The organism is uncultured Roseobacter sp., assembly GCF_947501835.1.
GTDB lineage: Bacteria > Pseudomonadota > Alphaproteobacteria > Rhodobacterales > Rhodobacteraceae > Roseobacter.
The window spans coordinates 215,068-233,916 of sequence record NZ_CANMXR010000003.1; the positions used below are offsets into that span (position 1 = coordinate 215,068).

Genomic DNA, 18,849 nt, shown 5'->3' on the forward strand with positions numbered 1-18,849 from the left:
GGATATGGCGCGGCATTTCCCCGGAACTGCGAGCGGTATCCTTTCCTATTTCACCCGGCACCGAACCATCGCGAACCTTGTGCTTGTGACAATGGTGGTTGCAGGATTGGCTGCGCTGCCCAACATGCGCACGCAATTCTTTCCCGATACCATTCTGGACAGGGTCACGGTCACAACGGTCTGGAAAAACGCCGGGGCCGAAGACGTGGACCGGGCGATTGTTCAGGTGCTGGAACCGACCTTGCGCGCCGTGGAAGGGGTCGAGAGCACAAATTCCACAGCGCGGCAGGGGCGCAGCCAGATCAGGCTGAATTTTGAACCGAATTGGGACATGTCGCGCGCGGTGGGTGAGGTGCAGGATGCGGTGGATTCCGTCACCGATCTGCCGGATAGCGCGGAGATCTCCACCGTGCGCCGCGCCGCCTGGCGGGACCGCGTGACGGACGTTGTGATCAGCGGGCCGGTCGGGCCGCAGCAGTTGGGGATTTTCGCCGACGAATTCGTCAACCGGCTCTTTTCAGCGGGGATCACACGCGCGACCATTCGGGGGGTGGCGGCACCGCGCTTGACCGTTGAAGTGCCCACCGCGCAGTTGATTTCCCACGATGTCACCATGGCCGAAATTGCATCGGCCATCGCGGCGGAGGTCGATACCACGCCAGCGGGCGATGTGACCGGCGCAAATGCCCGGGTGCGCACCGGTACCGAAAAGCGGGAACCGGACCAGATTGCCGGGATCGTGCTGCGCTCAAACCCGGATGGGTCAAAGCTGACAATCGGCGATGTGGCAACGGTGACGCAGGAGAGCAACGACCGCGCGCGCGCTTATTTTGTTGGCGAGGACCCGGCGATTTCGGTCCGTGTCGATCGGTCCGCCAAAGGCGATGCGATCGAAATTCAGGCCACCGTTGAAAAAGTCGCGGCGGAGCTGCAAGCGACCCTGCCGGCAGGCTCGACAGTGGAGCTCATCCGTACCCGGGCCGCCGCGATTTCCGGGCGTCTCGATATCCTGATGGACAACGGTCTGGTCGGCCTCGGGCTGGTGCTGGGGCTGCTGTTTTTATTCTTGAACGCCCGCACCGCCTTCTGGGTCGCGGCAGGCATCCCTGCTGCGATGATGGCGGCGATTGCCCTGATGTATGCGGGGGGGATCACCATCAATATGGTCTCGCTTTTCGGCCTGATCATAACCCTTGGCATCGTCGTGGATGACGCGATTGTGGTCGGTGAACATGCGGATTACCGCGCCCGGCATCTGAAAGAAGAGCCCTTCATTGCCGCTGAAACCGCCGCCCGACGGATGGCCATGCCGGTGTTTGCGGCCACGCTGACCACGGTGATTGCCTTCTTTGGCCTGCTGGCGGTGGGGGGCCGGTTTGGCACCATCATTCACGACATCCCACTGACGGTGATCGCCGTTTTGATCGCCTCCCTGGTCGAGTGTTTCCTGATCCTGCCCAACCACATGGCGCATTCATTGTCGCGCGCGAAAGCGCCGGAGTTCTCGCGGGGCAAACTGGCGGGTGCTTTGGCTGTTCTGGTGCTGCTTGTCGGGGGCGGCGCTGCATTTGTGCGCAGATTGTGGCTGGCGCCGGAGGACAGATTTTTTGCGCAGGTGCCTTTTGCAAGCGATGTGGTCACCGGCGCCATTGCGCTTGCGGTGGTTGCGGCCGTCTTTCTGCTGCTAAAGCGCGACCGCAAAGCCGCTGTTGTGGGTTGGATCGGCACGCTAGGCATCGATTGGCCATCGACGCTCGTCAATCGCGGCTTCAACTGGTTTCGCGAGAGCATCTTCCGTCCTTTCATGGCGGGGGTGATCGTCGCACGCTATGTGGTCATCGCTGGGTTGATCGCAGTGCTTGCCAGCCAGGCGGCGGTTTTCATCCGCGGGGATGTACAATGGCGGTTTTTCAACTCGCCAGAACGCGGGTCGGTGACCGGTAACTTTGCGATGACCGAGGGTGCGACACGTGAGGATTCCATCGCGATGATGCGGGAGCTACAGCGCGCAACGGAAGAGCTCGGCGCGGAATACGCCGAGGAATATGGCACCAACTCGATCAAATTCGTGCTGTCAGAGGTGGGCGGCAACGCGGGCCGCGGGCTGGAGGGCGTCGGGCTGAAGGATCGAGACCTGCTCGGCGGGATTTCGATCGAATTGATTGATGCGGATCTCCGGCCCTACTCCAGCTTTGCCTTTGTCGCCGATCTGCGCGATCGGATCGTCAACCATCCGCTGGTTGAGACCTTGTCTTTTCGCGGCTGGCGGTCCGGGCAAGGGGACGACGCCTTGAGCGTTCAGTTTTCCGGCAGTGATACGCATACGCTCAAAAAGGCCAGCCTGGACCTGCAGAATGCGCTCATGCGGTATCCCGAGGTGCTCGCTGTTCAGGATGATCTGTCCTACGACAAAGAGGAGTTGATCCTGGATCTGACTGCCAAAGGTCAGGCGCTGGGGTTCACGACAGATGCCTTGGGAAGTGTGCTCAGTGACCGGCTGGGCGGGATTGAGGCGGCCAAATATCCTCAGGGGCTGCGCAGCGCCACGATCTATGTAGAGTTGCCCGAAAGCGAGCTGACGTCGGATTTCCTGGAGCGGACGCAGATGCGCACGCCCGAAGGGGTCTACGTGCCTTTGGCGGACATCGTGACCGTGCAAAGCCTGGAAGGGTTTCTATCGGTCAAACGCAGGAACGGCACGCGGGTGATCTCGGTCACCGGTGATATCTCCGAGGATGATCCCGAGCAGGCCAGCGAAATCCAGCGTGCCCTGTCGGAGGAAATCCTGCCACAGATCGCCAGCGAACGGCAGGTGTCGTGGTACCTGTCCGGTCTGGCGGAGCAGGAGCGCAATTTTCTCAGCGATGCCGCCAGCGGGCTGATCCTGTGCCTCCTGGGCATCTATTTGGTACTGGCTTGGATCTTTGGCAGTTGGTCGCGCCCGGTTGTGATTATGTCGATCATCCCCTTCGGACTGGTGGGCACGATCTACGGGCACGTGGTCTGGGAAATACCGCTGAGCATGTTCACCGTGGTGGGTCTGCTGGGCATGACCGGCATCATCATCAACGATTCCATCGTTTTGATCACGACAATCGACGAATACGCCGAGGAACGGGGCCTGATCCCCTCCATCATCGATGGCGCCGCCGACCGGTTGCGCCCGGTCATGCTGACGACAATGACAACAGTGTTGGGAATGACGCCGCTGCTTTATGAAAGCAGCCGTCAGGCCCAATTCCTCAAACCCACCGTGATCACGCTGGTCTATGGCCTGGGCTTCGGTGTTGTGCTGGTTCTGCTGATGGTGCCCGCACTGATCGCAGTCTCGCATGATGTCTCGCGGCAGGTGCAGGCAATGCGACGCAGTGCAAGTGCGCCAGTGACCAGCCTGCGCATCGGCTTTGCTTTCATCTGGGCAGTTCTGATGGGCTGGGGCGTGGTCACGTTGGGCGCGACGATCTGGAAGGGCGCATTGCCTGCCGCAATCACACAGGCCGTCCCGCTTGTGCAGGCCTGGCCGCATATGCCAGCTGCCTTTGCGCTGTTTGTTGCGGGAGCGGCGCTGGTTGTTTTCGCGGCCTATTGCGTCGCCGCAACGGTGATGCTGGTACGTCGCGGCAGGGTGGCCTAGCCCGCGCTGCACCCCCGAATGTCAATCGCGTGGCTGCTGCCCAGGACCGTCAGGCGAATGGCGGAGCGATCCACGGCGATGGCGCCCCCTTCGACGTGGATCATTTCAGAAACCGCAATCACATCGCCGCCCGTTCGGTGGGTTTGTGCCTCGCTGACCCAGACATCGCCGAGGCCGGGTTCGATCACCATCACCTCGTGCGCGCCGGCGGAGGGTGCTGTTACCCGCGCTTCGATCCGAAGGCCATCCTTGGTTGGTTCAATCCGGCAGGTGGCCGCCGTGACCCCGGCCTCTTGGGCCGAATAAGGGCTTTGCGCAAGGGCCGCCGCAATGGCCGGTGTCGGTTTGCTGCCGCCGCCCGTCAGCGTTTCGTCGAAATTCAGGCTGTGCGGGATGCAGATGTCCGAACAGATGCCGATCTCCATATCCAATCTGACGCGGATCGGTTCACCGGGGGCGGTAGGCGCCAGAACGAGGGGGATCACCAATTCATCTTCGTATCCGATAGAGCGCATCCCGTTTTGGTCAAACACTTGCGGGGTTGGCCAGGTTATGGCGACGGAATGCAGGTTGCGCGACCCGGACCAATCGAAGCTTGGCGGAATGCCAGCATCGCCGGGCGCGCGCCAATAGGTTTTCCAGCCCGGCTCAAGTGAGAGCTGCACCGCGGCCACACGCGCGCCGTCGTCCCGCACCCAGCCGGGCAGCACCTGTGCCGTCACCGGAATCGCAAAGCGATCCTGTGCAGCGGCGGGCAGGGCGGTGAGGCAGGCAAGGGCGGCGGCAACAAATGAGCTTCTCATAGCACCGATATGGTTCAGAGCCATTGAAATGCCAAGTCACGATCCGGTTAGCCATGTTTCGCCAAGGGGGCATGCAACCCTCTTGCACCAACCGGGTGAGCAGGCCATTCTGATCCTATGGCGTCTGCTGTTTCTCAGTCTGAAAAGCTCGATCTGACCGGTTCACTTCTGGTGGCGATGCCGTCCATGGGCGATATCCGGTTTGAACGTGCGGTGATCCTGCTCTGCGCCTATTCCGACAAGGGCGCGATGGGGCTGATCCTGAACAAGCAAAGCGCGGATGTCCGGATGAGCGATGTGCTTGACCAGTTGGAGATACAACCGACCCAGAAGGCAGCGGCCATGCCGGTGCATTTTGGCGGGCCGGTGGAGACGGGGCGCGGGTTTGTGCTGCATTCGGACGACTACGAATCCAGTCTGCATACGCTCTCTGTGCCCGGCGGGTACGGCATGACGGCGACGCTGGATATTCTCGAAGAGATTGCGCGTGACAGCGGGCCGGAACGGGCGTTGATGATGCTGGGCTATGCTGGCTGGGGGCCGGGCCAGTTGGAAAACGAGATTGCGCGCAATGGGTGGCTGACGGCGGATGCCACGAAAAAGCTGGTGTTTGGCACGCCTGCCGATCGCAAGTGGTCAGATACAATCAAAAGTCTGGGCATCGATCCCTTGGGCCTCTCTGCAACTGCCGGGCACGCCTGAGCTCAAACCAGAGCCCTGCAGCGACCGCTATGGGCGCGGCGCGGCGGCGCGGGCCAACCTGTCGTTGATCGCGCGACCCAGACCATGGGTTGGGATCGGGGAAACAGCGATAGCGCGTTGCAACCTGTCCAACTGATGCAGGCAATCAAAGAGGTTTGCCGCTGCTTCGTGCAGATCGCCAGTCTCTGACAGGTTGAGATCGCAGGTCATCGGCCCAAACCCCAATAGTACCTCGCCCGCTCTGGCGGTTTGGGCGTTCATCCTGAGAGCCGCAGCAGGCGCGTAATGCGAGACCAATTGACCGGGCGCTGTGACCTGCTCGTTCTCTGCTGGAGAAGCCATGGCTTGGAGCGGCCCGCCGAGTGCGGCTTCGATGGCTTCAGACGGCAGCCCACCCGCCCGCAACAGAACCGGATCGGGATCCAACCCGATGATCGTGCTTTCCAGCCCAACCGAACAGGGCCCGTCATCGACGATGGCCGCGACCCGCCCTCCCAAACCCTGCAATACGTGGTCTGCAGTGGTCGGGCTGATCCGACCTGATGGATTTGCAGAAGGGGCCGCAACCGGCCCGCCGAAAGCTTCCAAGAGCGCCTTGGCCGAGGCTTGGGCAGGCACGCGCACCGCAAGCGTCGGCAGCCCAGCAGTTACCAGTGAGGACAGGCCGTGAGCCGGCAACAGCGGCAAGACCAGCGTCAGCGGCCCCGGCCAAAAGGCCTGCGCCAGAATATCTGCGGTTTCCGGCCACGCGACATAGCGCCGCGCGGTTGCCACATCAGGAACATGCACGATGAGCGGGTTGAAACTGGGGCGTTCCTTGGCGGCGTAGATGGCGGCAACGGCACCCCCGTCACGGGCATCTGCGCCAAGGCCATAGACGGTTTCGGTTGGAAAGGCGACAAGTGCACCTTTTGTCAAAAGTGCGGCCGCAGTTGCAATGCCGCTTGCGTCGGCTTGCAGGATCAAAGGTGAGGTCTCAGTCATCACGCTCCGTGACGCCGCGTTTTGGTTGCCGGGCGGGGCGATGCGGCACATGTTCAATGGCGTAGACCCTTATAGGGTGGTGTCTTGCTTGCCAAGACAGCCGCACCGCCAACCGGAGACCGACCGATGCCTTACCATGCGCCCGTGGATGACTATGCTTTCTTGTTTGACCATGTGGTAGGCTACGCCGGGTTGCGCGCAACAGATCGATTTGCTGAGGCGACCGATGATGTGACGCGGGCGATCCTGACGGAGGCGGGCAAGCTGACCGAAGAGGTGCTGGCGCCATTGCAACGCGCCGGTGATCTGCACCCTGCGCGATTGGAAAACGGCGTTGTGCGCACCTCGCCCGGGTTTGCAGAAGGTTGGGCCGCGATTGCCGAAGGCGGCTGGGTCGGGATGGCCGCAGATCCGGAATACGGCGGGATGGGCCTGCCGATGACCCTAACATCAGCGGTGAACGAAATGATGAGCAGCGCGTGTTTGTCGCTGCAACTGGCCCCTTTGATGAGCCAGGGCCAGATTGAAGCGCTGGAGCATCACGCGAGCGATGCCATCAAGGCGCTTTATCTGCCGAAGCTGACAGCGGGCGACTGGACGGGCACCATGAACCTGACGGAGCCACAGGCGGGCTCCGATGTCGGCGCGCTGTCAACCAAAGCTGAAAACAACGGCAATGGGACGTTTGCGGTCACCGGACAGAAGATTTACATCAGCTGGGGCGATCATGATGTGGCCGAAAACGTCTGTCATCTTGTCCTGGCCCGCATCCCCGGCGCGCCTGCAGGGACCAAGGGCATCAGCCTGTTCCTCGTGCCGAAATTCATCCCGAACGCCGATGGTACCCTGGGCGCGCGCAATGGTGTGAATGTGGTCAGCCTGGAGCACAAGCTGGGCCTGCACGGATCCCCAACCGCAGTTATGCAGTTTGATGCGGCCACTGGATGGCTGGTCGGGTCGGAAGAGGGCGGCATGGCAGCGATGTTCACGATGATGAACAACGCCCGTCTGGGTGTCGGCGGTCAGGGGATTGGTGTTGCCGAGGCGGCCTATCAGCACGCGCTGGCCTATGCGCTGGAGCGCAAGCAGGGGCGCAGCACTTTGGAGGCAGGCACCGGCACGATCATGGATCATGCAGATGTGCGGCGCATGCTTATGACCATGAAAGCCGATATTTTTGCCGCACGGGCCATCGCGCTGAGCTGTGCGATGGCGATCGACATGGAACACGCAACCTCCGATACCGATTGGCGCGCCCGTGCCGCGTTTCTGACGCCGATTGCCAAGGCCTTTGGCACCGATACCGGCATTGCCGTTGCCGAAATGGGTGTGCAAGTGCACGGCGGCATGGGGTTCATCGAAGAGACCGGGGCGGCTCAGTTCAGCCGAGACGTGCGAGTCACCGCGATTTACGAGGGGACAAACGGGGTTCAGGCCATGGATCTTGTTGCCCGCAAGATGATGGATGGGGGCGATGCTGCCGCCCGACTGCTGGACGAGATCGAGTCCTGCGCCGAAGAAGCCCGGGCGGCGCTGCCCGATCTGGCAGAACCGGTTTGGCAAGCCACGGAAACTCTGCGAGAAGTAACCGAATGGATGGCGGCGCAGCAGGACATGACCACCCGTTTTGCCGGTGCGGTGCCTTACCTGCGGGCTTTTGCACGGGTGATGGGCGGGTATCTGCACCTCAAGGCGGCGCTGGCGGATCAGGGGGGCAAACGCGAAGCATTGGCGCGGTTCTACATTAAACGACTGTTGCCTGAGCACGCAGGGCTGCTGGCGCAGGCGCAGGCAGGTGCGGAAGACCTCTATGCGCTCAGCGCAGATGATTTGGCGGCCTGATGAAAGATCAACCGCCAGAGGGATTGCGCTACCCTTGGGAAGACCCCCCGTCGGAAGGCGCGGCGATTGAGGTCGCAACGGGCGTCTTGTGGATGCGTCTGCCGCTGCCGATGAAGCTCGACCATGTGAATGTCTATGCGCTGGATGACGGCGATAGCTGGACGGTTATCGACAGCGGCTTTGCGTCCAACCGCAGCAAGGCGATCTGGCAGCAGCTGATGGCCGGACCGTTGCAGGGCAAACCCATTGGCCGGGTTGTCGTGACGCATCACCACCCCGATCACATCGGTCTGGCTGGGTGGCTGCAGTCGGAGCATGGTGCGGAGCTGATCACTACGCGGACGGCGTGGCTGATGGCGCGGATGCTGACCTTGGATGAACAAGCCGTGCCCTCTGCGGAAAACCTGGCCTTCTATCGGTCGGCGGGCATGGATGCCGAGATCTACGCGCAACGGGCACAAGAGCGGCCTTTTAACTTTTCGGACGTTGTCACGCAGCTGCCGCTTGGGTTTACCCGCATCAAGCAGGGGGACACTCTCAAGATGGGTGGCCGTCTGTGGGATGTTCACATTGGCAACGGCCACGCACCAGAACACGCAACCTTCTGGAGCCGGGACGACAATCTGGTGCTGGCCGGGGATCAGATATTGCCATCGATCAGCCCCAACATCGGCGTCTATGCGACCGAACCGATGGCCGACCCGATTGCGGAGTGGCTGGAGGCCTGCGAGCGGCTGTCGACGTTGGCGCGACCCGATCACCTGGTGCTGGGGGGGCACAAGTTACCCTTTACCGGACTGCCGATGCGGATGCGGCAGTTGATTGATAACCATCACGGAGCGCTGAAACGGTTGCTGGCCTATCTGGACACGCCGAAATCGGCCGCGGAATGCTTTGCACCGCTTTTCAAGCGCACGATTGGGCCGGGGGAATACGGGTTGGCGCTGGTGGAGGCTGTGGCTCATTTGAGCCATCTGTATCAGGATGGGCTTGCCATGCGGTCCAGACGCGAAGATGGTGCTTGGGTCTACCAACGCAAAGGATGAACCATGGGCGAAAACATCGCAACCGCAGCCGAAGCCATCGAAGCGGACGCCTTGCCGCGGGTCCACGAGGTGCATTGCGACCCCGATACGCCGGCCCCCAAAGCCACGGATTTGCCGGATGCTATAAAATCGAAACCCGCGGCACAAAAATCACCGGCGCAATGGGCCTATGAACGCATCATCCTCTATCTCAAGCATTTCGAAGAGCAGCTGGACAATTCGCATGAGGTTGCGATGGGGTTCACCGGCGGCGATGTCGGCGTTCTGCGGATCGAGGGTATGGGGTATTTCGATCCCGATATCGTAACGTTTTACGGCTCGGACGGGGCGGGTGGCAAAACGCAGCTGATCCAGCATGTGAGCCAGTTGAACGTGATGCTGCGGGCGTTGCCCAAGCCGGAAGAGAAGGCCGAAGCGCGGCGGATTGGGTTTCGGCTGGCGCAGGACATCGAAGACAGCGCCTGAAACATCTGTCGAGCGGAGCGGCTGCGCCGCACGACATGCCCACGCGCTCTGCCTTTGGCAGAGACGCGCGGATGTTGGCGCTGTGATCTGTCATTTCACCGCAGAAGGTTCGGGGATGGGTGACATCGGTGCACGAATCCAGTAGGGCTGACGGCAACACCACTAAAAAGGGCTGCGGCAATGGCAGATCACAAACACGGTGAGATGAACGTCACCACTCAAGAAAAGACATTTGACGGGTTCATGCGCTGGACCACCCGGATCGTGATTGCGATCATTGTGATTATTGTTTGGATGGCGATTTTCATCACCTGAACCCGTGTTTTTGGGAGCCGCATGATGCGCGCATTAATGATGCTGGCGGTTTTCGCGGCTTTGACGGGTTGCGCGATTACATCGCCTTTTGAAGCCTCGCAGGAAAAGATTGCCACAAGCGCCTATGTCGATGAGGGTCCGCCCAAGTTGACCATATTTACCATGGTCAACAACCGGTCCGGGTCGGGTGGTCACACGGCCTTGATGGTGTCCGGATCACAGCGTGTCATCTTTGATCCGGCGGGATCCTTTTATCACGCGGACGTGCCGGAGCGTGGTGATGTACTCTATGGCATTTCGCCGGGTTGGGTGCAGGCCTATAAAAGCGCCCATGCGCGCAGCACCTATCATGTGGTCAGCCAGGAATTCGTGGTGACCCCGGAACAGGCGGAGCGTGCTTTGCAACTGGTGCGCAGCAATGGCGGCGTGCCGGGGGCGTTCTGTACCAGTGCGACGTCATCAATCTTGCAACAGGTGCCTGGTTTTGAAAACGTCGACAGCACATTCTTTCCGATCCGGTTGATGGAACAGCTTGATCAACGCCCTGGTGTCGTGACGGACAGGTATTACGAGAATGACGAGGGTGAAGTGCGTGACGGGATTGTCGCGGCACAGGGCTAGGCTGCACCATCAGCCTAAAAGGTACAGCAGGCCAAAGAGCGTGGCAGCGCCCGAAAATACCGCAGCCAATACGTTTTTTGTCAGCAACCCGACCACCAGAGTCACTGTTGCTGCGGACATGCGCGGCAGGTCAGCAGCGCCATCTGTGGCGGCTGGCCAGACGACCTGCGGGGCGACCAGCGCGGGCAGCATTGCCACCGCCGTATAGCGCAGGTGACGCAGCAGCCAGGGCGGCATCGGGCGGTCCCCCACGATCCCGAGGAAGGCAAATCGCAGCGCATAGCTGCCGACCCCGAGGCCAATGATCACGGTCCAGAGTTCGGCTTTGTCGATCATGCATTGGCCTTTCTACGCTCAAGCACGAGTTCGGTCTGGGCCCCGGCCATCATGCCCAATGTGCCCGCGATGATGAGCCCCAGCGAATAGGGCACCCAGGCGGTCAGCAGGCTGGTGATGATGGCGACCACCGCTGCGATGACATGCGCCGGTGTCCGCAGCATCGGCGCAACCAGCGCCAGAAAAGTGATCGGCAGCGCAAAGTCCAAGGCCCAGGTGTCCGGCACCTGCGTACCCACCAAGGCGCCGAACAGGGTGCTGATGTACCATGTGGGCACGATGGGGCTGAGAACGCCGGAAAAATAGGCCATGCGCTGCGGCACGGTCATCTGCGGCTCTTTCTCGAACTGTACCACCGAACAAGCGTAGGACTGATCCACAGTGAAATAGGCCGCAATCGCACGTTGCCAGAGCGGCGCGGCACCGATCCACGGGGTCAGCGAGGCAGAATACATCGCCACCCGCAGGTTCACCGCCAGGGCGGATGCCAGAACGATGGCGGTCGGGGCGTTTTCCTGCATCAGCTGCAAGGCGGTGAACTGTGCCGCACCGGCAAAGACAACAGCGGAAAACATCAGCGTTTCCAACACATCCAATCCGGCTTCTGTTGCCAGAACGCCAAACAACATCGCAAAAGGCGCGACAACCAGCAGGAAGGGGGCGCCATCTGCAGCGCCTTTCCAAAAGGCCCCGGCCGTGGTGCGTTTTTTCGGTGTGGTGGAGGGCATAAGATGCTTCTACAGTTGCCCCAACCGGTACCCCAACCGAAAAGAGGATGCAATTGGCCAAACTGGATACCACCAGCGATTATCTGATCGCCCCTGATCCGCGCGCGCCCCGGCTGACGCGAACGGTGGCGGGGTTCGACCATGAGGGCGCGCGCATTCAGACGAATGTGGTTGAAGAGCGCCCGTTGACGATTTTCCTGAACGGGCAGGAGATTGTGACAGCCATGACGATTGGCGACTATCCTGACTACCTGGCCTTGGGGTTCTTGCGCAATCAGGGGATGTTGCGTGCCTCCGATGACATCACTGGCGTGGACTATGACGAGGAGTTGGAAACCGTCGTTGTCCGCACCGCGCGCAAGACCGACTACGAGGAAAAAATGCGCAAGAAGACCCGAACCAGCGGTTGCGCTGTGGGCACGGTGTTTGGCGACATGATGGCCGGGCTGGAAGGGGTCAGCCTGCCGCCATCCCCGGTGAAAACCTCATGGCTCTATGCGCTGAGTGCCAAGATAAACCGCACACCCTCGCTCTACCTTGAAGCGGGAGCGATCCACGGTACGGTCCTGTGTCATGAGAATAAACCGTTGGTTTATATGGAAGATGTCGGCCGCCACAATGCGGTGGACAAGATCGCCGGGTGGATGCTGGCCGAAGGCGTTCCCGCAGCGGATAAGCTCCTCTACACGACGGGCCGCCTGACGTCGGAGATGGTGATCAAGACCGCGATGATGGGCATTCCGGTGCTCGCGTCACGCTCCGGGTTCACCGCTTGGGGCGTTGAGATCGCGCGACAGGTCGGGCTGACCCTGATTGGTCGCATGAAGGGTCAGCGGTTTTTATGCCTGTCCGGAGAAGACCGCCTGCTCCGAGACACGGACCCCTCGACAGTGCCACAGGAACCCCGGCGCGCAGGCCGGAAAGGCGCGGAATGAAACAGCCATTGGGTGTGATCCTCGCGGGTGGGCAGGCCACGCGGATGGGTGGTGGCGACAAGGGGCTCTTGCGCCTCAAGGGGCAGACGCTGCTCGCCCGTGTGATTGATCGCCTTGCCCCGCAGGTTGCAGGTTTGGCCCTGAACGCAAATGGTGATCCTGCGCGCTTCGCAGGCTTTGGCCTGCCGGTTCTGGCCGATAGTATCGAGGGTTTTGCCGGTCCGCTTGCCGGAGTGCTGGCCGGGCTCGACTGGGCGGCAGAGCGCGGCGCGGATACAATTGTCACGGCAGCGGCGGACACACCTTTTTTCCCGGGCGATCTGGTGCCGCAGCTTTTGCTGGCGGCTGACGGGATGCGCCATCCCCTTGCGCTTGCGGCCACGCCCGATCCCGATCGTGGTCGGGTCCGACACCCGACGTTTGGCCTCTGGCCGGTGGCCCTGCGGGAGGACCTGCGGGCCGCTCTGCAGGACGGATTACGCAAAGTGGTGATCTGGACGGACAAACACAACGCGGGCGAGGCGCTGTTTCCCGTCGCCGGCTTTGATCCGTTTTTCAATGTAAATACACCCGAGGACCTGGCCAGAGCGGAGACGCTGATATGAAGCTTTATGGGATCGTGGGGTGGAAAAACGCTGGCAAAACCGGGCTGATGGAGCGGTTGGTGAGCGAGATTTGCAGCCGTGGCTATTCCGTATCAACCGTCAAGCACGCGCACCACGTGTTCGATGTGGATCAGCCCGGCAAGGACAGCTATCGGCACAGGCAAGCGGGTGCGACGGAGGTGCTCCTGGCGTCGGCCAAGCGATTTGCCCTGATGCATGAGCTGCGCGAGGCCTCGGAGCCGACGTTGGAGGATTTGCTCTCTAGGCTGTCACCGGTCGATCTGGTGCTGATCGAGGGGTATAAACGCGACACGCATCACAAGATCGAGGCGCACCGGGCGGAGACGGGGAACCCGTTGATCGCGACCGAGGACAGCACCATCCGCGCCGTCGCCAGCGATACGGATCTGACATTCGACCGACCCGTGTTTGACCTGAATGACACTGCGGGGATCGCAGATTTCATCCTTACTGAGGTGGGTTTGTGAGCGGCTTTGACACCATCGTCATGGTCGATTGGTCAGGCGGCAATGACACAGGCAAATCCCCGCGACAGGATGCGATCTGGGCCTGTGTCGCCCAGTTGGGGCGAGAAGAAGACCCGGTATACCTGCGAAACCGTACCGAGGCAGAAACCTGGCTTGCAGCGTTTTTTGAGGCCGAACGGCGGGCAGGTCGCCGAGTCCTCGCCGGGTTCGATTTTCCCTTTGGCTATCCTGCAGGTTTCGCCAGGGCGCTGACCGGAAGCGATGACCCCTTCGCGGTCTGGGACTGGCTGGAGGACCGGGTCGAGGACAGCCCGCGGGCCAACAACCGGTTTGATCTTGCGGCATCCATCAACCTGCAATTTGGCGGTCAGGGGCCATTTTGGTTTAACGGTCTCAAACGGGATATCGCCGGACTGCCCCGGCGCAAGGACGCGTATGAAAACCCCTTTCCGGAGAAGCGGATCGCCGAAACAGCGGCCAAGGGATCATTTTCCTGCTGGCAATTGGGTGGCACGGGTGCGGTCGGTTCGCAGGTCTTGATGGGGTTGCCCGTGCTGTCGCGTCTGAAAAAACGCTTCGACGCGGCGATCTGGCCGTTCGAACCTCTGGACCGAGAAGTTGCCTTTGTCGAAATCTGGCCGTCCCTGACGCTTGGCGCAGGTCCCGAAGGTGAGATCAAGGATGCCTGGCAAGTGCGCGAGGTGGCGCGCCTGGTCTCGAACCTTGATGTGGAAACGCTGCACCGCATTTTGGAGGTCGACGCGCCGGAAGAAGGCTGGATTTTCGGGTTGGGTCATGAGGCGCAGCTAAAGCACGCCGCGTTGCAGCCACCGAAACTAACCAATGACTGTTTTGCCCTGCCACCCGGCGTGCATTGGACGCCGGTGCGTGAGACCCTCGATATGTTGGAAGCGCGCCTGGCTCCGGTCACCCCGGTAGAGGTTGTCCCTGTCTCGGACGCGACAGGCCGTGCGCTCGCCGAGGATGTGGTCGCGCGGCGGTCCAATCCACCGTTGCCCAATACCGCCGTGGATGGCTACGGATTTGCCGGTGGCAAACCAGCGGGAGTGCACCAGATGCCCCTGGCCGCAGGGCGCGCTGCTGCAGGCGATGTGCCAGGTGCGGTCCCTGATGGCCACGCAGTGCGCATTCTGACCGGGGCTGCCCTGCCTGCAGGGGTGGATACGGTGGTGTTGCAGGAAGATGTGACCGTCAGTGACACGACTATTGCCTTTCGCGGACCGATCAAAGCAGGCGCCAATACCCGACGGGCGGGGGAAGACGTCGTCGAGGGCGCCATCGCGCTCAAAAAAGGCACCCGCATTGGCCCGGCGGAGGCTGCAGTGCTGGCGGCCATCGGGACTGTGGACGTGTCGGTTCACGGCGTCTTGCGGGTCGCTGTCCTGTCGACAGGGGCCGAGCTAGTGGAGGCTGGCGGCGCGGCGGCGCCGGGGCAGATATTTGACGCCAACCGTCCCATGCTGCTGGAGCTGATCCGCGCGCTTGGCCATGCGCCGGTTGATATGGGACAGGTTACAGATGACCGGGAGCTGCTGGCTGAAAGCCTCTCCAGGGCTGCGGCGCAGGCCGATCTGATCCTCACCAGCGGTGGCGCCTCGGCGGGGGATGAAGACCATGTCTCGGCGCTGCTGAAAGAGGCTGGTGCAATGACGCTGTGGCGCATTGCAGTGAAACCCGGCAGGCCCCTTGCCTTAGGTATGTGGGCGCAGACACCGGTTTTCGGGCTCCCGGGCAATCCGGTTGCCGCGATGACCTGCGCGCTGGTCTTCGCAGCCCCCGCGATGGCTCGCCTTGCCGGTCAGCATTGGCAAGAGCCGCAAGGGTTCGATGTGCCCGCCGCGTTCTCCAAGCGCAAGAAAGCAGGCCGTACCGAATACCTGCGCGCCCGGATCAGAAACGGGCAGGCGGAGGTTTTTGCTTCCGAAGGATCGGGCCGGATCAGTGGCTTATCCTGGGCGGATGGCTTTGTGGAACTTCCCGAAGCGGCGGCGGAAATCGAGGTCGGAACGCTGGTCAGGTATATTCCGTTTGGCAGCTTCGGTTTGTAGGCCACTTTCCAATCCCCTGTTGCGCCCTAAGATTACCCTTTGACGACAAATGATGGTGGACCGCATGTATAGAACGACTTTTTTGACAACAGCGCTTGCAGCGCTCCTCGCAACCGGTGCTCAGGCGGAATGCATGCAGGGGCTCACGGTGAAATTCACAGAAAGCGCGCCCCGTGATCGGTTTGAAATCATCCATACCGCGACGGGCGTTTTTCTGACCGGGCTGCGGATCGATTTGAGCAGTTCGGCGGGGGGCCTGGTTTTTGATACCGCCGCCGGCGGTAATGGTGTCGAAGTCTTCCAGCCCTTTGTACCGGAGGGCGAGATGCAGCATGTCGATGTGGCGGATGGCGCAGAGCAATTGGAGGTTCAACTGAACGAGATGTCCACCGGGCAGCGTGCTGGTTTCACCATCGATGTGGATGATCAGCGCGCGCAATCCGATCTTGGTCAGATCCGGGTGACCGGCGCGGAAATCTCAGGCGCAAGCGTGGTTTTCAATCTTGCCGATGGTACCATGCTCAACGCGACGTTTGATCAGGAGAACCGCGCGAAGGTTTGCACCTAAAGCGCTTAGTCGAATGTTCCTGCGACGCGCCCCAGCAACATGAAGGCCCGCGCCGTGCGGGTTTCTGCCAGTGCCGAGATCTCGCCATCTGTGGCACTGTGCTCGAATTCGGCGAATGTCTTATCAAAGCGGCGCAGGAAGTGATGCGCGGCATCGCGAAAGATCGGATCCTGCTTCATGCGTCCGGCGGTTAGCGCCAATGACGACCGATCCCTGACACCGCCCAGGGCCGCGATGGGTCGCCCGCGCGCACCCTGACCGAACTGGCGCCAGATCTCCGGCCTGGCGCGATCCGGTTGCAGATCATCCATGTAGATGCCGTCCTGGCTCAGCAGGGTCAGCACATCTTGCGCCGCCTGAATAAGCTGCGCGGCGGAGCGATCTTTCAGCGCGCGGCGCAGGGAGGCAAACCCCGCTTCGTCCTCCGCCGTTTCGGGAAAATTCAACGCGCGGATGAAATCCTCTGTCGCCAGGGGGGGCGCGATATCCGCCGCCTGCGTGCCCAATGCGAGCGCGGGCTGGTCGTCACGCGGGGCGTCGTTCACGGGCGCAGGCGCGGGGGCCGCTGCTCGATCTTGTTCGCGACGTGATGTGAAGGTGGCCAGAACGGTTTCGGTCTTGCGGGTTGCGGCGGCAATTTCATCCAGTTTGCGTGCGACCGTCGCCGGTTCCGGTCCCATGACGCCGCTCTGACTTTGCGCGATATAGGTCTGGCGGATCGCGTCGATGGCCGCCTGCAGACGCTGGCTTTCCTCGCGCATCACCCGGCTGGATCGCGCCGCGGTCGCCGCGACCCAGATCATCGCAACCGGCATGAAAACGGCCAGCATCGTCATCAGAAATTTAAGCCCGCCGCCGCTTTCTTCCGTATCATTTGGCACGACCAAAAAGAAAATAACGGAGGCCAGCAACCAGATGGCTGAGAGCGCCAGGGCGACAACCTCGATGCTGGTGATGCCTTCGGATTGAGGGCGGTCGTAGATGCCCAGAGGGGTCGGGCGGGCCGCCGCCTCCGGCATGTCAGATTGTTCAGTCGTGTCAGCCATGTCTGCAGGTCCTGTCAGGCATAGACGATTTTGAGCACCTCATAGGACTTCTCACCGCCCGGAGTGCGCACTTCTACGCTGTCGCCTTCATCCTTGCCAATCAGGGCGCGCGCAATAGGCGATTTTATGTTCAGCAGGCCTTTTTCGATGCTGGCTTCGTGCTCTCCGACGATCTGCCAGGTCTTTTCCTCGTCGGTGTCCTCATCGACCAGCGTGACCGTTGCGCCGAACTTGATGGTGCCGCTCATCTTTGCGGGATCGATCACCTCCGCCAGCCCCAGAACGCCTTCGATCTCCTTGATCCGGCCCTCGATGAAGGACTGCTTTTCGCGGGCGGAATGGTATTCGGCGTTTTCGGACAGATCACCATGCTCGCGGGCTTCCGCAATGGCCTTGATGATGGCGGGACGCTCCACAGATTTCAGCTGCTTCAGTTCCGCTTCCAGATCGGCGTGGCCCTTGCGGGTCATGGGGATTTTATCCATCGGTATCGTCCACGAAATGATGCGGCCCGCCGGGGTTCGCCGGGGGCCGCAGGTGAGAGTTGGCAACTACCTGACCTAAAGGTGAGGCAAAATGCAAGGGGTCCGTGCCGGATAGGCAGGTGCCGGGTTAGTCGTATTGCACCACCTCATATTCGATATTGTCGTGATCGTGGAAGTAAAACCGCCGTCCCGGTTCATAATCCCCATGGTTTCCGGCGGTGAATCCTTTGTCGGTAACGGCCCGTTCCATTGCATCGATGTCGTCGACGACCACGGCAATGTGGTTCAACCCACCGTTGGTCAGATAACTGTTGGACTTTTCAGCGGTGCCCTTTCCGGGCGTGTAGAGCGCCAGGTACTGTGTATCCGTGCCCACATGAATGGATTGGCCGCCATCGATCGATGGCCCTTTCCAACGGATGTGCCAGCCAAAGAGGTCGCACATCCATGCGGCTGTCGCATCACCGTCCGAGACCGTGTAATTTGCGTGCTCAAGCATTGCAGCCATTGGCTTTCTCCTTTCAATAATCCTTGATCACAGATACTGTAATTTCTAAACCTAACTTTAGGTCAAGAGATTTTTTATGCGTGTGAACGAAGGTCTTTCTATTGGTGCACTGGCAGAGCGCACGGGTCTGGCGGTCTCTGCCATCCGATATTACGAAGCGCAGGGGTTGATTAACCCTTGGCGTAATGCCGGGGGACAGCGCCGGTTTCAGCGCTCGGACCTGCGGCGCCTGAGCTTTGTCATGATTGCACAGCAATTTGGCTTCACCCTACCCCAGATCAGAGCAGAGCTTGACCGGCTGCCTGGCGGGCGTACCCCGACCAAGGCGGATTGGGCAAAGATCAGCGGTGGATTTCGGGAAACGTTGGACCAAAAGATCGAAACCCTGACGCGCCTGCGTGACAGCCTGGATGGTTGCATCGGGTGCGGATGCCTCAGCCTGCCCAACTGCGCGCTCTATAATCCGACCGACCGCGCGGGCGAAAAAGGGCCCGGGCCGCGTTACTTGATGGGGGACAAGCCAAAGCGTGACTAAAAACCGCGCTTTTCCGCGATGAATTCATCGTTTTCACACCTATATGACGCCCAGTTGCGATTGCATTGGGGTGTGACGTGGTTTAGCCAATCGCGAACGATTGTTGCGCGGCGGGTGCCGCGCCCCGAAGATTA

The 18,849-nt window shown here is 61.2% G+C and carries 20 protein-coding genes; 13 read left to right on the plus strand and 7 right to left on the minus strand.

Features of this window, described 5'->3' with window-relative positions; all coding sequences use genetic code 11:
* Window positions 1–4 precede the first annotated feature (4 nt).
* A complete protein-coding gene (locus Q1A20_RS07775; protein WP_299916678.1) occupies window positions 5–3,634 on the plus strand; it encodes an efflux RND transporter permease subunit in 3,630 nt (1,209 codons plus the stop codon).
* On the opposite strand, the gene Q1A20_RS07780 is transcribed toward Q1A20_RS07775, so the two are convergent.
* Window positions 3,631–4,437 (minus strand): protein-disulfide reductase DsbD domain-containing protein, encoded by an 807-nt coding sequence (locus Q1A20_RS07780; RefSeq protein ID WP_299916680.1) that lies wholly within the window; start codon window positions 4,435–4,437, stop codon window positions 3,631–3,633. The two genes, Q1A20_RS07775 and Q1A20_RS07780, sit on opposite strands and share 4 nt — an antisense overlap.
* A gap of 117 nt (window positions 4,438–4,554) precedes the next feature.
* Here Q1A20_RS07780 and Q1A20_RS07785 point away from each other — a divergent pair, with 117 nt between their 5' ends.
* Window positions 4,555–5,139 (plus strand): YqgE/AlgH family protein, encoded by a 585-nt coding sequence (locus Q1A20_RS07785; RefSeq protein ID WP_299503835.1) that lies wholly within the window; start codon window positions 4,555–4,557, stop codon window positions 5,137–5,139.
* 27 nt (window positions 5,140–5,166) lie between these two features.
* On the opposite strand, the gene Q1A20_RS07790 is transcribed toward Q1A20_RS07785, so the two are convergent.
* Window positions 5,167–6,123 (minus strand): L-threonylcarbamoyladenylate synthase, encoded by a 957-nt coding sequence (locus tag Q1A20_RS07790; protein WP_299916681.1) that lies wholly within the window; start codon window positions 6,121–6,123, stop codon window positions 5,167–5,169.
* A 126-nt stretch (window positions 6,124–6,249) separates the two neighbouring features.
* On the opposite strand from Q1A20_RS07790, the gene Q1A20_RS07795 reads away from it, so the two are divergent.
* The 5 genes from Q1A20_RS07795 to Q1A20_RS07815 all read left to right on the plus strand — a co-directional run bounded on the left by Q1A20_RS07795 (window position 6,250) and on the right by Q1A20_RS07815 (window position 10,412).
* On the plus strand, window positions 6,250–7,965 hold the full coding sequence (locus tag Q1A20_RS07795) for an acyl-CoA dehydrogenase (protein WP_298974003.1): 1,716 nt from the start codon (window positions 6,250–6,252) through the stop codon (window positions 7,963–7,965).
* On the plus strand, window positions 7,965–9,011 hold the full coding sequence (locus Q1A20_RS07800) for an MBL fold metallo-hydrolase (RefSeq protein ID WP_298974000.1): 1,047 nt from the start codon (window positions 7,965–7,967) through the stop codon (window positions 9,009–9,011). Before Q1A20_RS07795 ends, Q1A20_RS07800 begins: the two co-directional genes overlap by 1 nt.
* Window positions 9,012–9,014: 3 nt before the next feature.
* The gene (locus Q1A20_RS07805) at window positions 9,015–9,476 is read left to right on the plus strand and encodes a DUF6173 family protein (protein WP_298973998.1); all 462 of its coding nucleotides are present in this window, start codon (window positions 9,015–9,017) and stop codon (window positions 9,474–9,476) included.
* A gap of 180 nt (window positions 9,477–9,656) precedes the next feature.
* Window positions 9,657–9,791: an aa3-type cytochrome c oxidase subunit IV gene (locus Q1A20_RS07810; RefSeq protein ID WP_298973995.1), complete on the plus strand. Its 135-nt coding sequence runs from the start codon at window positions 9,657–9,659 to the stop codon at window positions 9,789–9,791.
* 21 nt (window positions 9,792–9,812) lie between these two features.
* Window positions 9,813–10,412, plus strand: a complete 600-nt coding sequence (locus tag Q1A20_RS07815; protein WP_299402723.1) for a hypothetical protein — start codon at window positions 9,813–9,815, stop codon at window positions 10,410–10,412.
* Between the two features lie 9 nt (window positions 10,413–10,421).
* Here Q1A20_RS07815 and Q1A20_RS07820 read toward each other — a convergent pair whose 3' ends face one another.
* Both Q1A20_RS07820 and Q1A20_RS07825 read right to left on the minus strand, forming a co-directional pair.
* Entirely contained in the window at window positions 10,422–10,748 is a 327-nt protein-coding gene (locus tag Q1A20_RS07820) for an AzlD domain-containing protein (RefSeq protein ID WP_299402724.1), read from the minus strand.
* Window positions 10,745–11,476 (minus strand): AzlC family ABC transporter permease, encoded by a 732-nt coding sequence (locus tag Q1A20_RS07825; protein WP_299916684.1) that lies wholly within the window; start codon window positions 11,474–11,476, stop codon window positions 10,745–10,747. Before Q1A20_RS07825 ends, Q1A20_RS07820 begins: the two co-directional genes overlap by 4 nt.
* Window positions 11,477–11,523: 47 nt before the next feature.
* Here Q1A20_RS07825 and Q1A20_RS07830 point away from each other — a divergent pair, with 47 nt between their 5' ends.
* The 5 genes from Q1A20_RS07830 (at window position 11,524) to Q1A20_RS07850 (ending at window position 16,141) form a co-directional block, all read left to right on the plus strand.
* Complete coding sequence (locus Q1A20_RS07830) at window positions 11,524–12,411, plus strand: formate dehydrogenase accessory sulfurtransferase FdhD (protein WP_299916686.1); 888 nt, start codon at window positions 11,524–11,526, stop codon at window positions 12,409–12,411.
* Window positions 12,408–13,016, plus strand: a complete 609-nt coding sequence (gene mobA, locus Q1A20_RS07835) for a molybdenum cofactor guanylyltransferase MobA (RefSeq protein ID WP_299402729.1) — start codon at window positions 12,408–12,410, stop codon at window positions 13,014–13,016. The genes Q1A20_RS07830 and mobA overlap by 4 nt, the downstream gene beginning before the upstream one ends.
* Window positions 13,013–13,504 (plus strand): molybdopterin-guanine dinucleotide biosynthesis protein B, encoded by a 492-nt coding sequence (mobB, locus tag Q1A20_RS07840; RefSeq protein WP_299402730.1) that lies wholly within the window; start codon window positions 13,013–13,015, stop codon window positions 13,502–13,504. The genes mobA and mobB overlap by 4 nt, the downstream gene beginning before the upstream one ends.
* Window positions 13,501–15,573: a gephyrin-like molybdotransferase Glp gene (glp, locus tag Q1A20_RS07845; RefSeq protein ID WP_299402732.1), complete on the plus strand. Its 2,073-nt coding sequence runs from the start codon at window positions 13,501–13,503 to the stop codon at window positions 15,571–15,573. The genes mobB and glp overlap by 4 nt, the downstream gene beginning before the upstream one ends.
* A 64-nt stretch (window positions 15,574–15,637) precedes the next feature.
* Complete coding sequence (locus Q1A20_RS07850; RefSeq protein ID WP_299402733.1) at window positions 15,638–16,141, plus strand: aggregation factor core; 504 nt, start codon at window positions 15,638–15,640, stop codon at window positions 16,139–16,141.
* A 5-nt stretch (window positions 16,142–16,146) separates the two neighbouring features.
* Here the strand turns inward: Q1A20_RS07850 and Q1A20_RS07855 are convergent, their stop codons facing one another.
* The 3 genes from Q1A20_RS07855 to Q1A20_RS07865 form a co-directional block, all read right to left on the minus strand.
* Window positions 16,147–17,187 (minus strand): hypothetical protein, encoded by a 1,041-nt coding sequence (locus Q1A20_RS07855; RefSeq protein WP_299402735.1) that lies wholly within the window; start codon window positions 17,185–17,187, stop codon window positions 16,147–16,149.
* Between the two features lie 14 nt (window positions 17,188–17,201).
* Window positions 17,202–17,672, minus strand: a complete 471-nt coding sequence (gene greA, locus Q1A20_RS07860; RefSeq protein WP_298973973.1) for a transcription elongation factor GreA — start codon at window positions 17,670–17,672, stop codon at window positions 17,202–17,204.
* A gap of 127 nt (window positions 17,673–17,799) precedes the next feature.
* A complete protein-coding gene (locus Q1A20_RS07865) occupies window positions 17,800–18,180 on the minus strand; it encodes a VOC family protein (RefSeq protein WP_298973971.1) in 381 nt (126 codons plus the stop codon).
* A gap of 76 nt (window positions 18,181–18,256) precedes the next feature.
* Between Q1A20_RS07865 and soxR the strand changes: the two genes are divergently transcribed.
* Window positions 18,257–18,715: a redox-sensitive transcriptional activator SoxR gene (gene soxR, locus Q1A20_RS07870; RefSeq protein ID WP_299402737.1), complete on the plus strand. Its 459-nt coding sequence runs from the start codon at window positions 18,257–18,259 to the stop codon at window positions 18,713–18,715.
* The last annotated feature ends 134 nt before the right edge of the window (window positions 18,716–18,849 follow it).

What these genes read in the sequence shown, in the direction of transcription:
- Q1A20_RS07810 (WP_298973995.1), top strand. Translation starts at nt 9,657, where the DNA reads ATGGCAGATCACAAACACGGTGAGATGAACGTCACCACTCAAGAAAAG.
- Q1A20_RS07855 (WP_299402735.1), bottom strand. Translation starts at nt 17,187, where the DNA reads ATGGCTGACACGACTGAACAATCTGACATGCCGGAGGCGGCGGCCCGC.
- Q1A20_RS07785 (WP_299503835.1), top strand. Translation starts at nt 4,555, where the DNA reads ATGGCGTCTGCTGTTTCTCAGTCTGAAAAGCTCGATCTGACCGGTTCA.
- Q1A20_RS07805 (WP_298973998.1), top strand. Translation starts at nt 9,015, where the DNA reads ATGGGCGAAAACATCGCAACCGCAGCCGAAGCCATCGAAGCGGACGCC.
- Q1A20_RS07820 (WP_299402724.1), bottom strand. Translation starts at nt 10,748, where the DNA reads ATGATCGACAAAGCCGAACTCTGGACCGTGATCATTGGCCTCGGGGTC.
- mobB (WP_299402730.1), top strand. Translation starts at nt 13,013, where the DNA reads ATGAAGCTTTATGGGATCGTGGGGTGGAAAAACGCTGGCAAAACCGGG.
- Q1A20_RS07850 (WP_299402733.1), top strand. Translation starts at nt 15,638, where the DNA reads ATGTATAGAACGACTTTTTTGACAACAGCGCTTGCAGCGCTCCTCGCA.
- mobA (WP_299402729.1), top strand. Translation starts at nt 12,408, where the DNA reads ATGAAACAGCCATTGGGTGTGATCCTCGCGGGTGGGCAGGCCACGCGG.
- Q1A20_RS07795 (WP_298974003.1), top strand. Translation starts at nt 6,250, where the DNA reads ATGCCTTACCATGCGCCCGTGGATGACTATGCTTTCTTGTTTGACCAT.
- Q1A20_RS07825 (WP_299916684.1), bottom strand. Translation starts at nt 11,476, where the DNA reads ATGCCCTCCACCACACCGAAAAAACGCACCACGGCCGGGGCCTTTTGG.
- soxR (WP_299402737.1), top strand. Translation starts at nt 18,257, where the DNA reads ATGCGTGTGAACGAAGGTCTTTCTATTGGTGCACTGGCAGAGCGCACG.
- Q1A20_RS07790 (WP_299916681.1), bottom strand. Translation starts at nt 6,123, where the DNA reads ATGACTGAGACCTCACCTTTGATCCTGCAAGCCGACGCAAGCGGCATT.
- Q1A20_RS07815 (WP_299402723.1), top strand. Translation starts at nt 9,813, where the DNA reads ATGATGCGCGCATTAATGATGCTGGCGGTTTTCGCGGCTTTGACGGGT.
- greA (WP_298973973.1), bottom strand. Translation starts at nt 17,672, where the DNA reads ATGGATAAAATCCCCATGACCCGCAAGGGCCACGCCGATCTGGAAGCG.
- Q1A20_RS07865 (WP_298973971.1), bottom strand. Translation starts at nt 18,180, where the DNA reads ATGGCTGCAATGCTTGAGCACGCAAATTACACGGTCTCGGACGGTGAT.
- Q1A20_RS07800 (WP_298974000.1), top strand. Translation starts at nt 7,965, where the DNA reads ATGAAAGATCAACCGCCAGAGGGATTGCGCTACCCTTGGGAAGACCCC.
- Q1A20_RS07830 (WP_299916686.1), top strand. Translation starts at nt 11,524, where the DNA reads ATGCAATTGGCCAAACTGGATACCACCAGCGATTATCTGATCGCCCCT.
- Q1A20_RS07780 (WP_299916680.1), bottom strand. Translation starts at nt 4,437, where the DNA reads ATGAGAAGCTCATTTGTTGCCGCCGCCCTTGCCTGCCTCACCGCCCTG.
- Q1A20_RS07775 (WP_299916678.1), top strand. Translation starts at nt 5, where the DNA reads ATGGCGCGGCATTTCCCCGGAACTGCGAGCGGTATCCTTTCCTATTTC.